General features: G+C 66.4%; 22 protein-coding genes and 1 pseudogene. 13 read left to right on the top strand and 10 right to left on the bottom strand.

What is annotated here, in order from left to right; genetic code table 11:
- The first annotated feature begins 17 nt into the window (after nucleotides 1-17).
- From B4400_RS21200 to B4400_RS21180, 5 genes are all read left to right on the top strand, one after another.
- On the top strand, nucleotides 18-692 hold the full coding sequence (locus B4400_RS21200) for a DUF3043 domain-containing protein (protein WP_078291479.1): 675 nt from the start codon (nucleotides 18-20) through the stop codon (nucleotides 690-692).
- Nucleotides 693-699: 7 nt separating this feature from the next.
- Nucleotides 700-1,266 (top strand): bifunctional adenosylcobinamide kinase/adenosylcobinamide-phosphate guanylyltransferase, encoded by a 567-nt coding sequence (locus B4400_RS21195; protein ID WP_078312631.1) that lies wholly within the window; start codon nucleotides 700-702, stop codon nucleotides 1,264-1,266.
- Entirely contained in the window at nucleotides 1,263-2,327 is a 1,065-nt protein-coding gene (gene cobT / locus B4400_RS21190; protein ID WP_078312630.1) for a nicotinate-nucleotide--dimethylbenzimidazole phosphoribosyltransferase, read from the top strand. The genes B4400_RS21195 and cobT overlap by 4 nt, the downstream gene beginning before the upstream one ends.
- The gene (locus B4400_RS21185; protein ID WP_078312629.1) at nucleotides 2,324-3,082 is read left to right on the top strand and encodes an adenosylcobinamide-GDP ribazoletransferase; all 759 of its coding nucleotides are present in this window, start codon (nucleotides 2,324-2,326) and stop codon (nucleotides 3,080-3,082) included. The genes cobT and B4400_RS21185 overlap by 4 nt, the downstream gene beginning before the upstream one ends.
- A gap of 88 nt (nucleotides 3,083-3,170) precedes the next feature.
- The gene (locus tag B4400_RS21180; RefSeq protein WP_078312628.1) at nucleotides 3,171-4,883 is read left to right on the top strand and encodes a metallophosphoesterase family protein; all 1,713 of its coding nucleotides are present in this window, start codon (nucleotides 3,171-3,173) and stop codon (nucleotides 4,881-4,883) included.
- Here B4400_RS21180 and B4400_RS21175 read toward each other — a convergent pair.
- Together B4400_RS21175 and gcvT are read right to left on the bottom strand one after the other, a co-directional pair.
- A complete protein-coding gene (locus B4400_RS21175) occupies nucleotides 4,880-5,983 on the bottom strand; it encodes a branched-chain amino acid aminotransferase (RefSeq protein WP_078312627.1) in 1,104 nt (367 codons plus the stop codon). The genes B4400_RS21180 and B4400_RS21175 overlap by 4 nt on opposite strands.
- A 42-nt stretch (nucleotides 5,984-6,025) precedes the next feature.
- Nucleotides 6,026-7,120 (bottom strand): glycine cleavage system aminomethyltransferase GcvT, encoded by a 1,095-nt coding sequence (gcvT, locus tag B4400_RS21170; RefSeq protein ID WP_078312626.1) that lies wholly within the window; start codon nucleotides 7,118-7,120, stop codon nucleotides 6,026-6,028.
- 50 nt (nucleotides 7,121-7,170) lie between these two features.
- Here gcvT and B4400_RS21165 point away from each other — a divergent pair, with 50 nt between their 5' ends.
- Nucleotides 7,171-8,679 (top strand): leucyl aminopeptidase, encoded by a 1,509-nt coding sequence (locus B4400_RS21165; RefSeq protein ID WP_078312625.1) that lies wholly within the window; start codon nucleotides 7,171-7,173, stop codon nucleotides 8,677-8,679.
- A gap of 6 nt (nucleotides 8,680-8,685) precedes the next feature.
- On the opposite strand, the gene B4400_RS21160 is transcribed toward B4400_RS21165, so the two are convergent.
- On the bottom strand, nucleotides 8,686-9,027 hold the full coding sequence (locus B4400_RS21160) for an oxidoreductase (RefSeq protein ID WP_078312624.1): 342 nt from the start codon (nucleotides 9,025-9,027) through the stop codon (nucleotides 8,686-8,688).
- A gap of 48 nt (nucleotides 9,028-9,075) precedes the next feature.
- Nucleotides 9,076-9,306: a DUF167 domain-containing protein gene (locus tag B4400_RS21155; protein WP_078312623.1), complete on the bottom strand. Its 231-nt coding sequence runs from the start codon at nucleotides 9,304-9,306 to the stop codon at nucleotides 9,076-9,078.
- Between the two features lie 135 nt (nucleotides 9,307-9,441).
- Here B4400_RS21155 and sucB point away from each other — a divergent pair, with 135 nt between their 5' ends.
- Genes sucB through B4400_RS21130 form a run of 5 tightly spaced genes read left to right on the top strand, consistent with a single transcriptional unit; the run spans nucleotide 9,442 to nucleotide 14,566 of the window.
- Entirely contained in the window at nucleotides 9,442-11,202 is a 1,761-nt protein-coding gene (sucB, locus tag B4400_RS21150; protein WP_078312622.1) for a 2-oxoglutarate dehydrogenase, E2 component, dihydrolipoamide succinyltransferase, read from the top strand.
- A 3-nt stretch (nucleotides 11,203-11,205) separates the two neighbouring features.
- Nucleotides 11,206-12,108, top strand: a complete 903-nt coding sequence (locus tag B4400_RS21145; RefSeq protein ID WP_078312621.1) for a TIGR01777 family oxidoreductase — start codon at nucleotides 11,206-11,208, stop codon at nucleotides 12,106-12,108.
- Nucleotides 12,109-12,112: 4 nt separating this feature from the next.
- Nucleotides 12,113-12,808: a lipoyl(octanoyl) transferase LipB gene (gene lipB / locus B4400_RS21140; protein WP_078312620.1), complete on the top strand. Its 696-nt coding sequence runs from the start codon at nucleotides 12,113-12,115 to the stop codon at nucleotides 12,806-12,808.
- Nucleotides 12,805-13,797, top strand: coding sequence for a lipoyl synthase (lipA, locus tag B4400_RS21135; RefSeq protein ID WP_078312619.1), 993 nt, complete (start codon nucleotides 12,805-12,807; stop codon nucleotides 13,795-13,797). Before lipB ends, lipA begins: the two co-directional genes overlap by 4 nt.
- A 16-nt stretch (nucleotides 13,798-13,813) precedes the next feature.
- Entirely contained in the window at nucleotides 13,814-14,566 is a 753-nt protein-coding gene (locus tag B4400_RS21130; RefSeq protein WP_078312618.1) for a DUF4191 domain-containing protein, read from the top strand.
- Here the strand turns inward: B4400_RS21130 and B4400_RS21125 are convergent.
- Both B4400_RS21125 and B4400_RS24990 read right to left on the bottom strand, forming a co-directional pair.
- Complete coding sequence (locus B4400_RS21125; protein WP_078312649.1) at nucleotides 14,553-15,782, bottom strand: cytochrome P450; 1,230 nt, start codon at nucleotides 15,780-15,782, stop codon at nucleotides 14,553-14,555. The two genes, B4400_RS21130 and B4400_RS21125, sit on opposite strands and share 14 nt — an antisense overlap.
- A 125-nt stretch (nucleotides 15,783-15,907) precedes the next feature.
- Nucleotides 15,908-16,165, bottom strand: a pseudogene (locus B4400_RS24990) (hypothetical protein).
- Here B4400_RS24990 and B4400_RS21120 point away from each other — a divergent pair.
- Nucleotides 16,050-16,595, top strand: a complete 546-nt coding sequence (locus B4400_RS21120; RefSeq protein WP_286142375.1) for a TetR/AcrR family transcriptional regulator — start codon at nucleotides 16,050-16,052, stop codon at nucleotides 16,593-16,595. The pseudogene B4400_RS24990 and the gene B4400_RS21120 overlap by 116 nt on opposite strands.
- Here B4400_RS21120 and B4400_RS21115 read toward each other — a convergent pair.
- From B4400_RS21115 to B4400_RS21100, 4 genes are all read right to left on the bottom strand, one after another.
- Complete coding sequence (locus B4400_RS21115; protein ID WP_078312616.1) at nucleotides 16,478-17,740, bottom strand: lysine N(6)-hydroxylase/L-ornithine N(5)-oxygenase family protein; 1,263 nt, start codon at nucleotides 17,738-17,740, stop codon at nucleotides 16,478-16,480. The two genes, B4400_RS21120 and B4400_RS21115, sit on opposite strands and share 118 nt — an antisense overlap.
- Nucleotides 17,741-17,756: 16 nt before the next feature.
- The gene (locus tag B4400_RS21110; RefSeq protein ID WP_078312615.1) at nucleotides 17,757-18,593 is read right to left on the bottom strand and encodes a GNAT family N-acetyltransferase; all 837 of its coding nucleotides are present in this window, start codon (nucleotides 18,591-18,593) and stop codon (nucleotides 17,757-17,759) included.
- 90 nt (nucleotides 18,594-18,683) lie between these two features.
- Complete coding sequence (locus B4400_RS21105) at nucleotides 18,684-20,075, bottom strand: MFS transporter (protein ID WP_078312614.1); 1,392 nt, start codon at nucleotides 20,073-20,075, stop codon at nucleotides 18,684-18,686.
- Nucleotides 20,076-20,107: 32 nt separating this feature from the next.
- Nucleotides 20,108-20,572, bottom strand: a complete 465-nt coding sequence (locus tag B4400_RS21100) for an RDD family protein (RefSeq protein ID WP_078312613.1) — start codon at nucleotides 20,570-20,572, stop codon at nucleotides 20,108-20,110.
- A gap of 144 nt (nucleotides 20,573-20,716) precedes the next feature.
- Between B4400_RS21100 and glnA the strand changes: the two genes are divergently transcribed.
- Nucleotides 20,717-22,153: a type I glutamate--ammonia ligase gene (gene glnA, locus B4400_RS21095; RefSeq protein ID WP_030095429.1), complete on the top strand. Its 1,437-nt coding sequence runs from the start codon at nucleotides 20,717-20,719 to the stop codon at nucleotides 22,151-22,153.
- The last annotated feature ends 1 nt before the right edge of the window (nucleotide 22,154 follow it).

The raw sequence follows: 22,154 nt of genomic DNA, 5'->3' as shown, positions 1-22,154 counted from the left end.
CAGGATAATCTGGGCGTGTGAATCTGCTCGGCCGAAAGAAATCCACCTCCGAAAACGGCACCGTTAACGCTGTCAGCGCGTCCTCTTCGCCGTCCGATGAGACGGACGTCACATCACCGGCGCAGGCCGGAAAGGGCCGCCCCACCCCGAAGCGGGACGCCGGCAAGCGTCGTGGACCTGTCGCTCCGGCCCCGTTGACCAGCGCCGAGGCCCGGCAGCGTCGCAAGTCCCTGCGTGGGCCGAAACTGTCGCGCGCGGAGCGCAAGGCCGAGAACGCCGAGCGGCGCTCCCGGATGGCCGACAGTCGCGAAAAGATGATGGCCGGAGACGAGGCGTATCTGCTGCCCCGGGACAAGGGCCCGGTGCGCGCGTTCGCGCGCGACATCGTTGATTCGCGGCGCAATGTGCTGGGGCTGTTCATGCCCCTGGCGCTATTCCTGATCTTCTCCATGTTCGCGGTGCCGTCCGTCCAGGTTCAGATGTGGATGACCCCGGCGATGCTGGTTCTCATGATCGTCATGATCGTCGACGGCGTCTTCGTCGGCAGACTCGTGAACAAGCGTGTATCCGAGCGTTTCCCGACCAGCGACGAGGGTGGCTTCAAACTCGGCTGGTATGCGGCGAGCCGTGCATCACAGCTGCGCAAGATGCGCGCACCACGTCCCCGGGTGAACCGCGGCGAGCCGGTCTAGCCTCACAGTGTCCGGGGCTCTTCGCGCCAGCGGCTCATCGCCGTCCACCTCTCTGGTGCTCGGCGGAATTCGTTCGGGAAAGTCACGTTTCGCGGAGTCTCTGCTGCCCGCCTCGGGACCCGTGCGATACCTGGCAACCGGGTCGTCGGTCCGTGAGGATGCCGCGTGGGCGCACAGGGTTGCCGCACACCGGTCTCGGCGTCCCGATCACTGGACAACCGCCGAAACAACGGATATCGCCAACGAGCTGCGCACGGGTGAGGCGATGCCGACCCTCATCGACGATCTCGGGGGTTGGCTGACCGCGCTGATGGACAGCCGCGGCGCCTGGGACCGCGGCGGCGAGGTCGTCACCGCCGATATCGGTGCGCTGGTCGACGCGATCGGCGCCTACTCCAGCGACCTGGTGATCGTGAGTCCGGAGGTCGGGCTGTCCATCGTCCCCGCCACCGCATCCGGGCGCCTGTTCGCCGATCAGCTCGGAATCCTGAATCAGGCAGTGGCACAGCGCTGTCAGCGCGTACTCTTGGTGGTGGCCGGCCAGCCGCTGGCGATCAAGGGAGCTACCGCGTGACCAGCGGCGAGGCGCCGCGATTCGCCCCGGTCTCGGCACCCAATCCAGATATCGCCGCCGCCGCCCGCGACCGGCAACGGCAACTCACCAAACCGGAGGGCGCGCTGGGGCGGCTGGAAGAGCTCTCAGTGTGGGTATCGGCCTGCCAGAATCAATGCCCCCCTACGACATTCCGACGGCCGAGGGTGGTCGTTTTCGCCGGTGATCACGGTGTGGCCTCCGGTGGTGTATCGGCATATCCCCCGTCGGTGACAGCCCAGATGGTGCGGAATATCGATGCGGGAGGGGCCGCGGTCAACGTGCTCGCCGCGCTTGCCGGGGCCAGCGTGCGCGTGGTCGACATTGCCGTCGATACCGATGGTTCATTGACCGAATCCCTGGCCGCCCACAAGATTCGCCGCTCCAGCGGCAATATCGCGGTGCAGGACGCCCTCACCCTCGAGCAGACTCACGCCGCGCTGGCCGCCGGGATCGCCCTGGCCGACGCCGAGATCGATGGCGGAGCCGATCTGCTCATCGCGGGCGACATGGGTATCGGCAACACCACGCCGGCAACGGTCTTGGTGGCGGCCTTGACCGCCAGCGAGCCAGTGGCTGTGGTGGGTCGCGGCACCGGGGTCGACGACGCCGGCTGGGCACGTAAGACCGCCGCCGTGCGCGATGCGCTGCGCCGCACCAAAGATGCGCGCACCGACCCGGTCGTATTACTTAGTCGAGCAGGTGGTGCCGATCTGGCGGCAATCGCCGGCTTCGTGGCGCACGCCGCGGTGCGGCGCACCCCCGTGATGCTCGATGGGCTGGTGGTGACCGCGGCGGCGTTGGTGGCCGAACAGCTCGCACCGGGGGCGCGACAGTGGTGGCTCGCCGGACATCGCTCCACCGAGCCCGCACATTCTCTTGCCCTGCAACGCCTTCGGCTGGAACCCGTGTTGGATCTGCAGATGCGGCTGGGCGAGGGTTCCGGCGCGCTCGTCGCGCTGCCCGTCTTGCAGGCCGCCGCGGGCACGCTGGCCCAGATGGCGACGTTCGACGAGGCCCGAATCGACGGTCCAGGCACGTGAACCGGCTGCTGCGGCTACTTCGGCCCGTCGGCGGCGCATTCGAGTTCGCCACCGTGGCACCGGTTCCCGCGCGACTCGCCGGGTCGCTCTCGGGTCCGGTATTGGGAGCGCTACCGGTGGTAGGCGCCGCCCTGGGTGCGCTGGCCGCGGCCGTCAGCTGGATCATGCACTTCGCGTACATGGCGCCACTGGCCGGGCTGGCAGCGGTCACGGTGATGATCCTCGCGACGCGTGGACTGCATATCGACGGACTGTCCGACACCACGGACGGGCTGGGCTGTTACGGGCCACCGGAGCGCGCGCTCACCGTGATGCGCGACGGTTCGGCGGGACCGTTCGGGGTGGTGGCGGTCGTCATCGCCCTACTGGCGCAGACGTTGTCCTTCGGAGTGCTGGCTTCACGGCAGGAGTGGCTGGCCATCGCGCTGGCGGTCGCGGTGGGACGGGTCAGCGCGGTCGTGGCGTGCCGCCGTGGGGTGCCCGGTGCCGCGCACAGCGGCTTCGGTGCCAGAGTGGCCGGATCTCAACCGCTGTGGCTCGCGGGAGTGTGGGTGCTCGCGGCGATGGCCGTCGGCGTCCTCGCACAGCCCTGGCGGCCGTGGCAGGGGCCGGCCGCGGTGGTCGTCGCGCTGGCCGTCGGTGCGCTCCTGGTACGCCATTGCGTACGCAGGTTCGGCGGCATCACGGGCGACGTGCTGGGTGCGAGCATCGAGGTGACCACCACGCTGGCTGCGCTCGGCTTCACGGCCTCATGACGCGGCGACGAAAGATTCATCAAGAGTTCGTGGCCTCACCGGCCTGTGCGGTCGCGTTATCCGGTGCGGTGGGCCACTATTCGAACCTATGCCGCGCAACCCTGTGAACCCCGCCGGTGAGACACCGGATATGGGGATACCCGAACCGATCGCCCGATCGATGTCGATGGCCGAGCAGTACGAGTGGCATCGCGGGTATCTGGGCCGTCACGCGGTGTCCCGCCGTAACTTCCTTCGCGGGTCGGCTGCGGCCGCCGCGGTCGCCGCACTGGGGGTATCACCGTTTGGGCGGCGTGCGTATGCGGACGACTCCCCCCTGAGCGTGGCCGGCAGGCGCGTCGGGTTCGGCGCCGACTCCTCCAGCCAGCTCAGCTTTTCCGGGCAGCTGTCCAGGAATCCGCACGGTACCAAGATCTTTCTCGACCACGGCCCCACGCCTGAACTCGGCGCCTCCCTGGAAGCCGAGGTCCGCAATCTGGTGACACAGATCCCGTCCAGCGACCATGGTGTGCTGGCTGCCGAACAGTTCTACGTCCACGCGCCCGTGCAGGGGATCGGCGGCGGTACGGAGCATTTTTACCGCTGGCGCAGCAGCGACGGGTTCCTCAGCGACACCCGTTCGGCCGCGACGGCCATGCCATCCACACGAAACGCGCTCGCCCCCTTCCGTTTCACCATGATGGGTGATCAGGGCACCGACGAGACTCCGTCACTCCCACCGGGCCTGGCCGCCGGTGAGTACGACGACAACTACTACAGCGCGGACAACGACCCTGCCGTGTCACACACGCAGAACGTCTTGAACCAGATTGTGGCGTGCCGGCCCGATTTCCACATCTTGGCAGGCGATATCGCGTACGCGGACCCGTCCGGAATGGGGGAAAAGCCCCAGTTCGTGCCCTCCGGCGCCAAGCCCGCAACCGGGTTCGACAAGTACAACCCGTTTGTCTGGGATGTCTATCTGACATCCATCGAACCCAGCGCTTCCGTCACACCGTGGATGTTCGCGACCGGTAACCACGACATGGAGGCGGCGTACGGAAACCACGGCTACGGCGGGCATCTGGCCCGTCTCGGTTTTCCCGGCAACGGCCCCACCGGATGCCCCTCGGCGTACTCGTTCACCTACGGCAATGTTGCGGTGCTCTCACTGGACGCCAACGACGTCTCGTATGAGATCCGGGCAAACACCGGATACTCGGGTGGAGCCCAAACTGGTTGGGTGGGAAAAACTTTGGCGGCATACCGCGCCAACCCGAACATCGATTTCATCGTGTGCTTTTTTCACCACTGCGCCTACTCGACGACCCTCTCGCATGCCAGCGACGGTGGCGTCCGCGACGCGTGGTGCGCGCTGTTCGATCGCTATCAGGTGGATCTGGTGCTCCAAGGGCACAACCACGTGTTCGAGCGCACCGATCCCATTCGTGCGGGGCGACCGACCACGGAGGCCGGCGACAATTCCATCGTCTACCCGGAATCGGATGGCACCGTGTACTACACGGTGGGATCCGCGGGCCGGCCCCGCTACGACTTTCAGCCAGGCGAGCCCGAGGGATACCGTGGCCGCGAGCTCGCCGACACACTGGTTCCCAACAGCTATGTCTGGGCGCCCGACGGCAGTAAGCACGCCGAAGCGGTCACGTGGTCGCGGGTGCGCTATCGCAACTATGCGTTCATTCGCGTCGACGTGCGCCCCGGAACCTTCAGCAGCGAAATGGACGTCACCGCCGTCGACGAATACGGCCGCGCCTTCGACACGGTGACCTATCGCCGCCCCGTACGCGCGGCGGCGCCCTAACCGAGCTTGGTGATCCAGCCGTGGGTGTCGGCGAAGGTGCCGCGCTGAATTCCGGTCAACGTGTCGCGCAGCGCCATGGTCACCTCACCCGGTTCCCCATCACCGATGGGGAACTCGCCACTTGAGTGCTTGACGCGGCCAACCGGCGTGATGACCGCCGCGGTGCCGCAGGCGAACACCTCGGTGATCTCACCGGAGGCCGCCTTCTTCTCCAGCTCGTCCACATCGATCTTGCGTTCCTCGATGGCGAAGCCGGCGTCGGAGGCCAGCTGCAACAAGGACTTCCGGGTGACACCGGGCAGCAGTGAACCCGACAATTCGGGAGTCACCAGGCGAGCCTCGCCGTCGCGACCGAACACGAAGAACAGGTTCATGCCACCCATTTCTTCGATGTACCGGCGCTCGATGGCATCGAGCCACACCACCTGATCGCAGCCCTCGTCGGCGGCCTGCGCCTGGGCGACCAGCGAGGCGGCGTAGTTGCCACCTGTCTTGGCCGCGCCGATCCCGCCGGGTGCGGCGCGCACGTATTCGTGCGAAAGCCACACGCTGACCGGCTTGATGCCCTGCGAGAAGTACGCACCGGCCGGTGAGGCGATGAGCAGGTACCGGTATTCGGCGGCGGGCCGCACCCCGAGGCCCGCCTCGGTGGCGATGATGAACGGCCGCAAATACAGCGATTCCTCGCCGCCGCCCGGCGGCACCCAGTCGGAGTCGACGGCGATGAGCTGGCGCAGCGATTCGATGAACAGCTCTTGCGGCAGCTCGGGGATGGCGATGCGGCGGCAGGACTGGATCATCCGTTCGGCGTTAGCCTCGGGCCGGAACGCGGCGATGGTCCCGTCGGGTTGCCGGTACGCCTTGAGCCCCTCGAAGACCTCTTGTGCGTAGTGCAACACGATGGCGGACGGGTCAAGAGTGATGGGGCCGTAGGGCACCACTTGCGCATTGTGCCAACCGTTTTCGGTGTTCCAGTCGATGGACACCATGTGGTCGGTGAAGTACTTCCCGAAGCCCGGCGCGGCCAGTACCTCAGCCCGACGCGCCGGGCTGGCCGGAGACGGGTTGAGTTGCCGGGTGAACTCGGGAAGCGGATTCATGCTCGGCAGTCTAGCTGTCCGCTGTCGCCACATCCGAACCCATTATCCGACGTTGACGTCCACGAACGGCGGTTTGACGACCTCGCATTCGATCTCCCGGCCACGCACGTCGACAGCGACGGTGTCCCCGTCGGCGATCTGAGCAGAGCTGTCCAGCAGGGCCAGGGCGATACCGGTCTTGAGGGTCGGTGAGAAGGTGCCCGAGGTAGTCACCCCTACCGGCTCGCCACCCGAGAGCACCGTGAGATCGGGGCGCAACACGCCCCGGCCGGTGGCTCGCAGGCCGCGCAGGGTACGGCGCGGACCCTCCGCCTTCTCTTGAGTGAGGGCATCACGGCCCCAGAACGCGTCCTTCTTCCAGCCGACGGCCCACCCGGCCCTGGCCTGGACCGGGCTGATGTCGGCGGAGAGCTCATGCCCGTGCAGCGGATAACCCATCTCGGTGCGCAGCGTGTCGCGTGCGCCCAGACCGGCAAGCTGACCGCCCGCCGCGGTGATCGCCGGCAACAGCGCATCGAACACCGCACCGGCAGCGTCCCAGGACGGCAGCAGCTCGTAGCCGTGTTCCCCGGTGTAGCCGGTCCGGCACACGCGCACCGGCAGACCGTCGAGCGTCGCGTCCGCGTAGGCCATGTATTCCATATCCGTTGGCAGTCCGAGCCCTTGCAGCACGTCCGCCGACTTAGGCCCCTGCACGGCCAGCACCGCGTAGTCGCGGTGCTGGTTGGTGATCGTGATGCCCTCGGGGGCCTTCTCCTGCAGAGCGGCCACCACCGCGGCCGTGTTGGCGGCATTGGGCACCAGGAAGATCTCGTCATCGGAGACGTAGTAGGCGATGAGGTCGTCGACGACACCCCCGGTCTCGGTGCAACACAAGGTGTACTGGGCCTTGCCCGGTCCAATCTTGTTGAGATCGTTGGTAAAGCACGTATTGATAAAGGCTGCGGCGCCCGGTCCGCTCACCAGCGCCTTACCCAGGTGGCTCACGTCGAACAGGCCGACAGCCTCGCGGGTAGCGGTGTGCTCCCCCACTGTGCCGGCGTATGACACCGGCATGTTCCAGCCCCCGAATTCAGCGAAGGTGGCGCCCTGCGCGGCGTGCCGATCGTGAAGTGGGCCGAGTAACAGATCCGTCATGGCGTTCACCCTAATTGGCGCATCATTCGCTTTCACTAGGCTATGAGCCTATGAGCGCATACACGGCACCTTCGTTCACCCTGGCCACATCCATTCCGCAGCGCGGGGTCTCCGCGGCAGTACTGCTCGTGGGCGTGCGCCCCAGCGAGAAGGAATCCGACAAGGGCCCCAAGGTGGCCGACGCCCAGCTGCTGGACAAGGCGGCCGTCAAGTCCATCGAGGCCGCGCTCAAGGCAGTCGGGGCAACTGGCTCGGCCGAGCAGCTCACCCGGGTGGTCGTGGACGGGCTGCCGGTGGCCAGTGTGCTCGCGGTAGGACTGGGCAAGGCCGACACCGCCGAGTCGATCCGTCGCGCCGCCGGGGTCGCCGCACGGTCACTCGACAGCGTCGAAACCCTGGTGACCACGCTGTCCGCGCAGGATGTCGACGCCACCGTGCAGGGGCTGGTGCTGGGCGGATACCGCTTCGCGGAATTCCGCAGCGCCAAGACGGCACCGAAGGATGCTGGGCTGCAGAAGGTTACGTTGCTCGTCGGCGACAAAGGGCGCGCACAGAAGGACGCCATGGAGCGCGGTGCCGCCGTCGCCGCTGCTGTCGTGATTGCCCGCGATCTGGTGAACACTCCGCCCAGCCACCTATTCCCCGCCGAATTCGCCAAGCGCGCAAAAACGTTGGCGGCGGCCGAGGGTATCGAGGTCGAGGTCCTCGACGAGAAGGAACTGGCCAAGGGCGGCTACGGCGGTGTCGTGGGAGTGGGCAAGGGCTCCTCGCGCCAGCCGCGCCTGGTGCGATTGACCTATCGCGGCGCGAAGGGCAAGAAAGCCAAGACGGTCGCTCTGGTGGGCAAGGGCATCACCTTCGACACGGGCGGCATCTCGATCAAGCCGGCCGGCGGTATGGAGAACATGACCTCTGATATGGGTGGGGCGGCAGCGGTTATCGCGGTCACCGTGCTGGCGGCCCGCCAGCAGTTGCCGATCGACGTGATCGCGACGGTACCCATGGCCGAGAACATGCCGTCGTCGACGGCGCAGCGTCCCGGTGACGTGTTGACCCATCTGGACGGCACCACCGTCGAGGTGATCAACACCGACGCCGAGGGCCGACTGATCCTCGCTGACGCGATCGTGCGGGCCTGCCAGGACGAGCCCGATTACCTGATCGACACCGCAACGCTGACCGGTGCGCAGGTGGTGGCGCTGGGTACGCGCACCCCCGGCGTGATGGGCACCGACGAGTTCCGGGACCGGGTGTCGTCGATCTCGCAGTCCGTGGGCGAGAACGGCTGGGCCATGCCGCTCCCCGAGGAACTGCGCGACGATCTCAAGTCCCGGGTGGCCGACCTGGCGAACGTCACCAATCACCGCAACGGCGGCATGCTGGCGGCCGGGTTGTACCTGCGCGAGTTCGTCGCCGACGGCGTGCAATGGGCACATATCGACGTCGCGGGCCCGGCGTTCAACACCGGCGGACCGTGGGGCTACATCTCCAAGGGCGGCACCGGTGTGCCGGTGCGGACCATCTTCGGGGTGCTGGAAGACATCGTCGAGAACGGGTAAGCGCCGCTAGGCGCCTTCCTCGGCCGCGCGGCGCTTGAGAATTCGCTGCCGGGCGTCGTAATCACGTTTGCGTTGCGGGTACCCGGTGCGGTGCACGTCGTACACCGGGATTTTGAGCCTCTCGGAGATTCGCCGCGCACCGGCTACCCCGCCGACGCGGCGGCGAGTCCACTCACCATCACCTGCGATGAGAATCACGGTGACGTCGGAGAAGTTGGTTTGCGGTTCGACATAGGCCTCCACGCCGGTGCGCGCCGCGGCCCAGGCCGCGAGGTAGCGCACATCGTCGTTCGTGCCCTGTGTGGTCTGCCCCCCGCGGTTGCTTCGAAAGGCGTCGAGCCATGCCATGCGTCCATGGTGCCAGCTAATCCTGAGATCACGCTGTCATCCGCGTGGTCATCCCACTGAGAATCGCTTCAGTCTGCTGGTCTGCCCGGCAACGATCCGCACCGTCGATTTCGGCACGTCCAAATACTCGGCAAGCAACGCGACGGCAGCCTTGTTGGCTTTGCCGTCGATCGCCGGCTCCCGCACGAAGAGGGTCAACGCGCCGTCGTCGGCAACCTCGACAACAGGCCCCTTGCGGCTGCCGGGCTTGATGACGCAGACGACTGTGCGCACACTCACCCTTCGATCTTGGACCCGGGCAGGCGCGCCGTTCCACTCAGTGACAGGATTGACCCGCTGGCCACGTCGCTGTGGTAAGCCAGATATGTCCACATTGTGTGAGCCGCTATCGGAACCTTTTCAGGAGTGGAAACCATGGCCTTCTCCGTCCAGATGCCCGCCCTCGGTGAGAGCGTGACCGAAGGGACGGTGACACGGTGGCTCAAGCAAGAGGGCGACACGGTCCAAGTCGACGAGCCATTGCTCGAGGTCTCCACCGACAAGGTGGACACCGAGATCCCCGCTCCCACTTCGGGTGTGCTGACCAAGATCAGCGCCCGTGAGGACGACACCGTCGAGATCGGTGGCGAGCTCGGCGTGATCAGCGAGGCCGGCGAAGCAGCCCCCGCGGAGTCGGCGCCCGCCCCCGCAGCGGCCGGGCCCGCTCCGGAACCTGCACCAACGCCCGCACCGGAACCCGAACCGGCGCCAGCACCGACACCGGCTGCTGCTCCTGCCCCAGCGGCCGCCGCCGCTCCGGCGGGCCCCGGCACCTCGGTCACGATGCCCGAGCTCGGCGAGTCCGTCACCGAGGGCACTGTGACCCGCTGGCTCAAGAAGGTCGGCGACGAGGTCGGGGTGGATGAGCCGCTCGTCGAGGTATCCACGGACAAGGTCGACACGGAGATTCCGTCCCCGGTCGCCGGTGTGCTGCTGAGCATCTCGGCCAATGAGGACGACACCGTCGCCGTGGGTGGCGAACTCGCCGTTGTCGGGGCAGCTGGTGCCGCTCCCGCCGCGGCACCCGCACCCGCGCCTGCCCCCGAACGCGAGGCAGCGCCTACGGCACCGCCCGCGCCTCCGGCACCTGCACCCGCACCTGTCGCACCCCCGGCGCCCGCGCCCGCAGCTGCCCCGGCACCTGCCGCGCCCGCACCTGCTCCAGCGGCGGCTCCCGCCGCCACTGACGGCGCAAGCGATAACCCATATGTCACGCCGCTCGTGCGCAAGCTCGCCGCTGAGAACAACGTGGACCTGTCCGCGCTGACCGGCAGCGGCGTGGGTGGACGCATCCGCAAGCAGGACGTCCTGGCTGCTGCCGAAGCAGCCAAGGCCCCCGCTCCGGCAGCAGCTCCCAAGGCGGCCGGAGCCCCTGCGCCGTCGACTCCGGCAGCTCCGGCTGCGCTGGCGCACCTGCGTGGAACCACGCAGAAGGCCAACCGGATTCGCCAGCTGACCGCCAAGAAGACGCGCGAGTCGCTGCAGCAGACCGCACAGCTGACGCAGACCCACGAGGTCGATGTCACCAAGATCACGGCACTGCGTGCTCGCGCCAAGGCCACCTTCGCCGAGCGCGAGGGCGTCAACCTGACATTCCTGCCCTTCTTCGCCAAGGCCGCGGTCGAGGCGCTCAAGGCGCACCCGAACGTCAACGCGAGTTACAACGAAGACACCAAGGAGATCACCTACTTCGACGCCGAGCACCTGGGTATCGCGGTCGACACCGATCAGGGGCTGCTGTCTCCGGTGATCCACAATGCCGGTGACCTGTCGCTGGCCGGGCTGGCCCGCGCCATCGCCGATATCGCCGGTCGCGCACGTTCGGGGAACCTCAAGCCCGACGAGCTCGCCGGCGGCACCTTCACCATCACCAACATCGGCAGCCAAGGTGCGCTGTTCGATACCCCGATCCTGGTGCCGCCGCAGGCCGCCATGCTCGGCACTGGTGCAATCGTGAAGCGTCCCAGGGTTATCCGTGACGACGCGGGCAACGAGTCGATCGGCATCCGGTCGGTCTGCTACCTGCCACTGACCTACGATCACCGCCTGATCGACGGAGCCGACGCGGGGCGGTTCCTCACCACGATCAAACATCGCCTGGAAGAGGGGGCTTTCGAGGCGGACCTGGGTCTGTAGCTCATGCGCATCGTCATCGCCGGCTCCTCGGGGGTGATCGGGTCGGCGCTTGTCGCGTCACTGCGTGCCGCAGACCACACCGTGGTCCGACTGGTTCGCCGCGACCCGATGGGCCCCGATGAACAGCGCTGGGATCCGGCGAGCGGGCAAATAGAACCCGGCGCTCTGGACGGTGCCGATGCCGTCGTCAACATGTGTGGCGTCGGCGTCGGCGACAAACGGTGGTCGGGCGCCTACAAACAAGAGATCTACGACAGCCGCGTCATCCCTACCGAGGTGCTGGCTGGTGCCGTTGCCGATGCTGGCATACCGGTGTTGATCAACGCCTCCGCGGTCGGCTACTACGGCGACAGCGGAGACCGCGTCATCGACGAAACCGCATCCAGCGGTGACGGTTTCCTCGCTCGCGTGTGCGTCGACTGGGAGGGAGCAACCGAGGAGGCCGCGCAAGCCGGAGCCCGGGTGGTGATCGTCCGCACCGGCCTGGTGCTGTCCCCCGCCGGCGGGCTCTTCGGCAGGTCACGCCCGTTGTTCTCCCTCGGCCTCGGTGCACGGCTGGGCAACGGGCGCTGGTACATGCCCTGGATCAGCCTTGAAGACCAGATCCGTGCCCTCGAGTTCGCATTGACCGAATCGGCCCTCTCGGGCCCGGTCAACCTGACCGGGCCCGCACCGGTGACCAATGCGGAGTTCACCGCAGCCCTGGCCCGGACGCTGCATCGCCCCACCCTGCTGGTGGCACCGCAATTCGCGTTGCGCGCCATCTTCGGCGAGTTCGCCGATGCCGAACTGACCCGCAGCATGCGGGTCATCCCCGCGGTCCTGGAACGGCACGGATTCGAGTTCGAGCACCACACCATCGGCGAGGCGCTGGCCTACGCCAACAACAGTCGACCAATGAAGTGAGATAATGGAACCCGTGCACCGCACTCATGGATCCATCCGATCCAGCGCAGATCCCGTCGTCGTACGGGATCTGGGCGTGATCGACTATGAGGCGGCCTGGGAGCTGCAGCGCGACCTTGTCGAGGCGCGCGTCGCCGGCGGACCCGACACCCTGCTGACCCTGCAGCATCCGGCGGTGTACACCGCCGGTCGGCGCACCGAGGCGCAGGAACGGCCGATCAACGGCGCACCCGTCATCGACACCGACCGCGGCGGCAAAATCACCTGGCACGGACCGGGTCAGCTGGTCGGCTACCCGATCGTGCGATTGGCCGAGCCCATCGACGTGGTGAACTACGTTCGGCGCCTAGAAGAATCGATCATCGCGGTGTGCGCACAGCTGGGTGTGCAGACCAAGCGCGTCGATGGCCGCTCCGGCGTGTGGCTGGCCGCGGGCGGCGGGAAGCCCGAACGCAAGATCGCCGCGATCGGGGTCCGCGTGCAGCGCGGCGTCACCATGCACGGCTTCTCCCTCAACTGCAATAACAGTCTGGACGCGTACCTGCCGATCGTGGCCTGCGGCATCAGCGACGCCGGTGTGACGACGCTCTCCGCCGAGCTGGGCCGGGACGTCACCATCGACGAGATACATGACCAGGTGATTACCTCGGTGCTCGACGCACTCGAGGGACGGCTGGCAGTCGGGGCGGTCGGAGCATGACCGAACCCCGCAAGCTGCTGCGACTGGAAGTTCGCAACGCCCAAACCCCCATCGAACGCAAGCCGGACTGGATCCGCACCCGCGCCAAGATGGGCCCCGAGTACAAGGAACTCAAGGCGCTGGTGCGCACGGGCGGTCTGCACACCGTGTGCGAGGAAGCCGGATGCCCCAACATCTTCGAATGCTGGGAAGACCGCGAGGCCACCTTCCTCATCGGCGGCGAGCAGTGCACTCGTCGCTGCGATTTCTGCCAGATCGACACCGGCAAGCCCGCTGACCTGGACCGAGACGAGCCTCGGCGGGTGGCCGAGAGCGTGCACACCATGGGCCTGCGGTACTCGACAGTCACCGGGGTGGCACGGGACGACCTGCCCGACGGCGGCGCCTGGCTGTACGCCGAAACCGTGCGATACATCAAGGAGCTCAATCCGGCCACGGGTGTGGAGCTGCTCATCCCGGACTTCAACGCCGTCCCCGAGCAGCTCGACGAGGTGTTCGCATCGCGGCCCGAGGTGCTGGCGCACAACCTGGAGACGGTGCCGCGAGTGTTCCGCCGTATCCGGCCCGCGTTCAGCTATGAGCGAAGCCTGTCGGTGATCACCGCCGCGCGTGAGGCGCAGCTGGTGACCAAGAGCAACCTGATTCTCGGCATGGGCGAGACCAACGACGAGATTCGCGAGGCACTTGTCGCACTGCACGAGGCGGGCTGCGACATCATCACCATCACCCAGTATTTGCGGCCCTCACCGCGACACCATCCGGTTGATCGCTGGGTCAAACCGCAAGAATTCGTGGAACTTTCGGATTTTGCGGAGGGTCTGGGCTTCGCCGGTGTGATGGCCGGGCCGCTGGTGCGTTCCTCGTACCGGGCGGGGCGGCTGTACGCGCAGGCGATGGCTCACCATGGACGCCCGCTGCCCGCGGGGCTGGTGCACCTGGCGTCGGCCGGGTCGGCTGCCCAGGAGGCAGTGAATCTCATCGCGCGCTGAGACTTAGACTCGGTACATGCCTAAATCACTGAATCCCGCCGAGGCCAAGGCCGCCAAGGCCGAGGTAAAGGCGCGCCGCAAGGCCGAATCAAAGGCGCGCCGCGCCCAGATGTGGCAGGCCTTCCAGATTCAGCGCAAGGAAGACAAGCGTCTCCTGCCGTACATGATCGGCGCTTTCGTGCTGATCGTCGCGGCGTTCGCGGTCGCCGGGTACTTCGCGGGCGGGATCAGCGTGTTCATGTTCCCGATCCTGGGCGTGGTGCTCGGCCTGCTGGTGGCGTTCATCATCTTCGGCCGGCGCGTGCAGAAATCGGTGTTCACCAAGGCCGAGGGCCAGAAGGGTGCCGCGGGCTGGGCGCTGGATAACATGCGCGGAAAATGGCGGGTCACCACCGCGGTCGCGGGTACGACGCAGCTCGACGTCGTGCACCGGGTCATCGGCCGTCCCGGCATCATCTTCGTCGCAGAAGGTGCTCCCGGCCGGCTGGGCCCGCTCTTGGCTCAGGAGAAGAAGCGCACCGCTCGCGTCGTCGGCGATACACCGATCTACGACGTCATCGTCGGCAACGAGGACGGTCAGGTTCCGCTGTCCAAGCTGGAGCGCCACCTCACCAAGCTTCCCGCCAACATCACCGCCAAGCAGATGGACTCCCTGGAGTCCCGGCTGTCGGCGCTGGGTTCACGCGCCGCGGCCATGCCGAAGGGCCCGATGCCCGGAGGGCAGGCGAAGGCACGCGGCGGGATGCAGCGCACCATCAGGCGCCGGTAGCTCGCAGGCTGAGCTCCAGCTCCAGCCTGTGGTGCCGACGCATCATGATGCTCGGAACCCACTGGGCACCGCCGGGTTTGATCGTGAATTCGTGTGTCCGATCAAGCAACAGGTTGATCGCGGTACGCGCCTCCAAACGCGCCAGCGCCGCCCCCACGCAGAAATGCAGTCCCTTGCCAAAGGTGATGTGACTGCGGGGACTTGGCCGGTCAAGGCGCAGGGCGTCGGGGTCCTCGAAGATCGCCGGATCGCGGTTGGCCGCGCCCCACATCAGGGTGAGGTGGCTGCCCGCGGGCAGCTCGACCCCGCCGAGCGAGGTGTCTGCCACGACGTGGCGGTGATGCCCGCGAAACGGCGACTCCAGTCGAAGGGCCTCTTCCAGGAAGGTCGGCAACAGCGCACGGTCGTCGCGAACGCGCCGCTGCAGTTCGGGGTTCTCGCCGAGGATGCGCACCGCGTTACCCATCAATCCCGCGGTGGACTCACCACCGGCGCCGACCAGCTGCACCAGGATCATCACGCCGATATCCAAGGAGATATCTCCCCGGTTACACGCCTGTGCCAGGTATCCGAGCAGGTTCTCCCCGGGCGCGGCCAGTTCCTTCTCCAGGTGTTCACGCAGGTAGAGGATCAGGTACATGGTGTCCGTGACGACCTGAGTCTGCCGCTGCGCGGTGTTGAGCCCGCCGAGCATCTCGGTGCTGGAATAGCCCCACTGCACCAGTTGCGGCACATCCTCATCGGGCAGGCCGATCAGCCGGGCCACCATGGTCATCGGCAACGCGTCGCCCATCGCGGCCATCCAGTCGATGCCGTCGCCGTCGACTCCGCGTTCCCACAACCGCGTCCCGGTCGCAGCCATGACGGGTTCCAGTGCGGTGATCCGCTTGGCGACCAATGTCGGCAGCACCAGTTTGCGATGCGCATGATGGACCGGATCGTCGCCGGTGGCCAGAACATGGGTGGGGTCGGCGACCGGCCCCATCACGGCAACCGTCGGCCCGGCCCCGGAGTCCTCGGATTTCATGAGCGCGGCGGTGAGGTTGGACGAGAAATCCTCGGTGCGCTCGGTGGCCTCCACGACGAGATCCCAGCGCGAGACGAAGTAGAAGCCGGAATCACCGACGGGCCATACCGGCGCCGTCTCGCGCAGCCTCCGATAGAACGGATAGGGATCCTCCAGGACCTGCGGGTCGAACAATTCCACGGTGCTCATCATCTACGAGGCTGACAGACCGGAAAACCGCACGTCAAGGCATTCGCGAAACTGAGAAGCACCTGTTCAGGGACATGATCCACGGCGTCTCACGGCACCCATCCCACCTGCGCACATGGTGAGAATTACTCAGAATTCTGTCTCATATTGAGATAGATTCGGGGCACAATGTCACCGTACTCGGACTGGTTGCACAAGGGTGACCGTCATCGCGCGGCCGCCGATCGCATCGTGTCGGTCGCGGCCAAGCAGATCGCGCGCCACGGGCTGGACCGGCTGAACCTCGATGCGGTGGCCCGCGAGGCGGGGTGCTCCCGCGCGACGGTGTATCGGCATATTGGCGGCAAGACGGCGATTGTCGATGCCGTGTTGGCCCGAAACATCGCGAGTGTCACCTCAGATATTCAGCGGGCGGTCGAGTCCGCGGAGGCGCGGCGGCGTGCGGTCACCGCCATCACCGCATCGTTGACCGCAATCCGTAACGATCCCGTCGTCAGTGCGATGGTCGCGACGATGTCTCCGGCCTCGCTCGGGTCCTACCTGACCCCATCCTCCGAGATCCCGCGTTCGGCCTCTACGTTCACTGGCCTTGCCGATGAGACTGCCGCGCAATGGATTTCACGCGTGGTGATGGCATTTCTGTTCTGGCCCGCGACAGATCCAGCACTGGAATCGGAGATGATCGAGCGGTTCGTCTACCCGGTCTTGAAAGATGCCACGGCGTCGCGGGTCTCCGCCTCGGCGGCCAGCGAATCCACGATCTCTCCGGCCCGCACCGCGACATTGGACAGCAACGAGGAAGACAGTCCGTGACTGTGCTCCACCGATCCGTTGAGGTAGATGTCCCCCGGGGCATCCGACCGCGCCCGTAGCCGGTAATCGCGTTCGACAATCGGCAGGCCATCCGCGTCGAACTCGTAACACGAGGCCAGCGCTCCCAGGAAGGCTCGCACATCCAGCGGCCGGTATCCGGTGGCGTACACCACCAAATCGCAGTCGAGTAGCTCGGTCGAGGATGTCGGCAGATGCGTCACGGCGAGGCGTACCCGTTCCGCAGCCTCGTCGACGGCAGCGATTTTCGAGGCGTTGTGCATCCACAGTCGCCGCTGCCCACTGACCCGCTCCCGGTACTCACGGTCATACAGATCGGCGATCAGCGGGGAATCGACCGCGGCGTAGTTGGTGTCGCGGTGATAGTCGACCAGCTGGCGGCGCACCTCGGCGGGCGCGCCATAGAAGTCGTCCACCGCGGCCGGATCGAAAATCCGGTTCGCGTAGGGACTGTCATCGGCCGGACTGTATCCGTAGCGGGCAAAAATGGCATGCACCTGAGCATCGGGATACCTGTTATGCAGGTACGCCACCGCCTCCGCGGCACTTTGCCCGGCACCCACCACCGCGACGCGAGCGGGCGATCCTTCCAGCGCGTCGAGTCTGGTCAACAGCTGGCTACTATGCCATTGCCGTGCAGTGGGATTGATGCCGGACGGCATCGCCGGGAACGTTCCACAGCCCAGAACCAGCGCCCGCGCACGCATCAGGCGATCCGGCGACCGCTCGGTGGTGTCCTGCAGTCGCACCTGGAATCCCTCAGAGGCCGCCTGAATTCCGATCAGCCGCGAGGAGTAGCTGACATCGGCCCCGAGCGCCTGCTGCGCCCAATCCAAGTAGTCGTGGAACTCTTCCCGCGTCGGAAAGAAACTCTGCTGGTTGATGAAGTCCGGCAGCCGCCCACGCTCCGTCAAATAGTTGACAAAGGTGTAGTCGCTCTTGGGATTACGCAGGGTCACAAGATCTTTGAGAAAAGCGACCTGCATCCGCGCCCCCGGGATGAGCATGCCGCGATGCCACCCGAATTGAGCCTGAGCGTCGACGAACTTGGCCGATGCCCGGTGCGGATGCTCGGCGAGCGCTATCGCGAGCGCAAGGTTCGATGGCCCGAATCCGACCCCGAGCACATCGCAACACGCATGGCTATCCGAGGGCAAGGGACCGCTCCAGACGCTCTAAATAACGTTGCCGCGCAGTGTCCTTGGTGACCAGTACCAAGAAGTCCGCCATGTCGAACTCCGGGTCAAAGGACGGCGGTCCGCAGATGCGCCCGCCGATGCGCAGGCATCCGTGCAGCAGTGGTGGGATCTTCGCCTTTTCCTGGGGCGGGATCTCCTCCAGCGGCACACCGTCGACCACGACCGGGTGGCGCGGTATGACCCGATACTCGTCGGGGGCCGCGAACCGTTGCGCGAAATCGTGCACCGAGCGCACCAACGATCCTCGTGGCCCACCGTCTTCCATCCGGACCGATAGACAGCCAATCGCGTACTGATGCTCGGTCATCTGCTGGTACCGGAAAATTCCGGCCCACAAGATCCCCATGACCGCACCGTTGCGATGTTCGGGCGCGACGGTAACTCTGCCGATCTCAACCAGTTTGGGCCGCAGCGGGTCGAGTGCGGACGCGTCGAACATCGAGTCGGTGAACGTCTCCCCCGCCGCCTCGTATCCCTCGGGCGGGAGCAGCCGGCAACAGCCGATGATGGCTCCGGTGTCCTCGTCGCGAGCCAATAGGTGATCGCAATAGGGATCCAGCTTGTCCACATCGATCATTTCGCCCGTGATCGGCCCACGAACGGCATGCGGCAACGGCGCCCCCATTTCGTCGGCGAACGCCTGATACCGAAGCCGTTGTGCGGCTTCAACTTCAGCCGGATCAGACGACAGGACAATGCTGTACCGCGGCCGCGGGTTCGCGTCCGTCCCCCGATCGGAACCGACACCGGGCGCTGCGATGAGAACCGCCGCGCTCTCCATGATCGAAAGCTACTCCCTCTGTCTACGGCTCACCACCGCAATGCACAAATACCCGTGGGCATCCGTACAGGCAGGCGCGATCACCGATGGCTAGATAGCTAGCGACTCTCCGGTGGCCGGATCGTGCGAGCGACTCATCGTAGCCACCGCGAGCAGAATCAGCGAAACGAGCGCCGCGCAGGCCGCCGCGAGCGCCCCCAGCGTCAGCACGCTGTCGATGCCCGCTGCGCCTGCGGCCCTGGCCCCGGTCTTGCCGGCGGCATGCCCGAACGCCACACCCATACCCGCCACACCCAGAAGAATGCCGATCTGACGGCCCGTGCTCACCGACCCGGTCGCCATCCCGGCGTCGTCCAACGGCACGAACCGCAGTGCGGCATCGGACGTCATCGCCGAGAGCGCACCCAGCCCCAGCCCGGCCAGGGTGGAGCCGACAATGAAGTGGGTCCAGACCGTATCGGCATGGGCCCCCGTCGCGGCCCATAATCCGATCGCCACCAGCGCCACGCCTCCGGGAATGCTGACCATGGTGGGCAGCCGCCGGCCCACCAGAATCCCCAACGGCGCCCCCGCGATGGTCGCGAGTGTCAGCGGACCGGCACGCAGGCCCGTCTCAAAAGCGTTGTAACCCAGCGTATTCATGAAGTACAACGCCAGATAGTTGGTAGCTGCGATGAGCGTGCCGGCGGCCGCGGCCGCGGCGACCCACACCCCGGCGAAACCCGGCGAGGTGACCAGCCGCAGGCTCAGCATGGGCGCCGGCGCACGGCCCTCCCACCAGAAGAACAGCACCAGAGCCAGCACGGCACCGACCGCCAGTGCGCCGGATGTCGTGGCCCCAATTCCCCCGTCGTGCAGCGAGATCACCGAGAAGACACCGGTAACCAGCCCGAAGGTGAGCAGCATCGTGCCTACCCAGTCGACGGGCCGCAGCTCGTCGGCGCGGGTCTCCGGGAGGTGGCGCACGGCAATCACCAGCGCGATCACACCCACCGGCAGGTTGACCAGGAAAATCGACTGCCACCCGAAATGTGTGACAAGGAACCCGCCCAGCAGCGGGCCGGCGGCGCTGCCCGCACCCATCACCGCGCCGTAGATCGCGATGGGGGCACCGCGGCGCTCCTGCGGATACTCCGCGGCGATGATCGGCAGCGATACCGCCAGCAGGATCGCCCCGCCGATGCCTTGCGCGGCACGCACCCCGATCAGCATGGGTGCACTGCTCGAGAGCGCGCAGCCCAGCGAGGCCGCGGTGAACAGCACCATGCCCAGCAGATAGAGCCGTCGACGGCCCAGACGATCACCGAGGGTGGCAGCGGTGAGCAGCAGCCCCGCCATCGGCAGCGCGTAGGCATCGATGACCCATTGCAGATCGGCGAGGTCGGCCCCCAGCGACGACTGCAGGTCCGCCAGCGCACTCGACACAATCGTCATGTCGAGCAGCAGCATGAACACCGCCAAACAGACGGCGAGCAGAACCATCTAGCGCCGCCCACGCTCTTCGCGCAAGCGGCTCATCGCACACGAATCACGACGGTGCGGGTCACCCGGTCATGCAGACCGCGGCCGTCGATATCGGTGATGAGCGGCGGCACGATCACGGTGATCAGCAGATTCCTGACAAACGCGCGGCCAATGCCCACCGAGCTAGTTCCATCGGCGGGCGCTACCTGTACACCCGCCAGGTATTGGCCCGGGGTGAACCGCCACAGCCGCACCGCCACCACACCGATGACGAACCAGGTGAGCAGCTGCGCCGAGGACAGCGTGGGCGACAACAGATTTCCCTTGACGAACAGCAACGCCAGGCCACCGGCGATGAGCCAGTCGAGCAGCAGTGCCAGCAGCCGGCGCGCCAGCGGTGCCGCCGATCCGGGACCGGCCTCGGGCAGGCCGAGCTGCTCTCCGGAGTACCGAGAGTTGCCCGCGCCCTGCACCGAACCAAGCCCCGACAACCATGAACCCAGGTCTCGCGCCATACTCACAGCGTAAAGGCCAACCAATTGGCGGTTACGCGTAACATCCGCGCAACATATGGTTGACCGGCGGGCAACACCAGCTTCATAGGTTCAGTCGCGCGGTCATGGTTTCAGTGGACCCAAGAGGAAAAAACAAGGAGAAGCATGGCGTTCAGTAGCCCCGACGAGGTATTCAAGTTCATTGCCGACGAGAAGGTCGAGTACGTGGACGTCAGGTTCTGTGACCTGCCGGGCGTCGTGCAGCACTTCTCCATCCCCGCATCTGCTTTCGATGCCAGCGTCTTCGAAGACGGTCTCGGCTTCGACGGGTCCTCTGTGCGCGGATTCCAGTCGATCCACGAATCCGACATGCTCCTGCTGCCCGATATCTCGACGGCCAAGATCGACCCGTTCCGCGCCGCCAAGACGCTGAACGTCAACTTCTTCGTGCATGACCCGTTCACCCGCGAGGCCTACTCGCGTGACCCGCGTAACGTGGCCCGCAAGGCCGAGCAGTACCTGACCAGCACCGGTATCGCCGACACCTGTTACTTCGGCGCCGAGGCCGAGTTCTACATCTTCGACTCGGTCAGCTTCGACTCGAAGATCAACGGCACCTTCTACGAGATCGACTCGGAGGCCGGCTGGTGGAACACCGGCGAGCCTTACGAGGAGGACGGCAGCCCGAACCGCGGCTACAAGGTGCGCCCCAAGGGTGGCTACTTCCCCGTCGCCCCGTACGACCACTTCGTCGACCTGCGCGACGAGATGACCACCAACCTGATCAACGCCGGATTCACCCTGGAGCGCGGTCACCACGAGGTGGGCACCGGCGGGCAGGCCGAGATCAACTACAAGTTCAACACCCTGCTGGCCGCGGCCGACGACGTGCTGTTGTTCAAATACATCATCAAGAACACCGCATGGGCCAACGGCAAGACCGTCACCTTCATGCCCAAGCCGCTGTTCGGTGACAACGGATCGGGCATGCACGCCCACATGTCCCTGTGGAAGGACGGCAAGCCGCTGTTCCACGACGAGGCCGGGTACGCCGGGCTCTCGGATGTGGCCCGCCACTACATCGGCGGCATCCTGCACCACGCCCCGTCACTGCTGGCGTTCACCAACCCGACGGTGAACTCCTACAAGCGGCTGGTGCCGGGCTACGAGGCCCCGATCAACCTGGTCTACAGCCAGCGCAACCGGTCGGCGTGCGTGCGCATCCCGATCACCGGTAACAACCCGAAGGCCAAGCGCCTCGAGTTCCGCTGCCCGGACAGCTCGGGTAACCCGTACCTGGCGTTCGCGGCCATGCTGATGGCCGGTATCGACGGCATCAAGAACAAGATCGAGCCGTTGGCTCCCGTCGACAAGGACCTGTACGAGCTGCCTCCGGAGGAGGCCGCCAACATTCCACAGGCCCCGACCAACCTGGCCACCGTGATCGACAACCTTGAGAAGGATCACGAGTACCTCACCGAGGGTGGCGTTTTCACCTCCGATCTGATCGAGACCTGGATCGCGTTCAAGCGCGAGAACGAGATCGAGCCGATCAACATCCGTCCTCACCCGTACGAGGTAGCCCTCTACTTTGATGTGTAGA

The sequence above is a fragment of the Mycobacterium sp. D16Q13 genome (assembly GCF_002013375.1).
Classification (GTDB): Bacteria; Actinomycetota; Actinomycetes; order Mycobacteriales; family Mycobacteriaceae; genus Mycobacterium.
The sequence above is the reverse complement of the archived record's forward strand: the minus strand, read 5'-3'. Positions and strand labels throughout refer to the sequence as shown.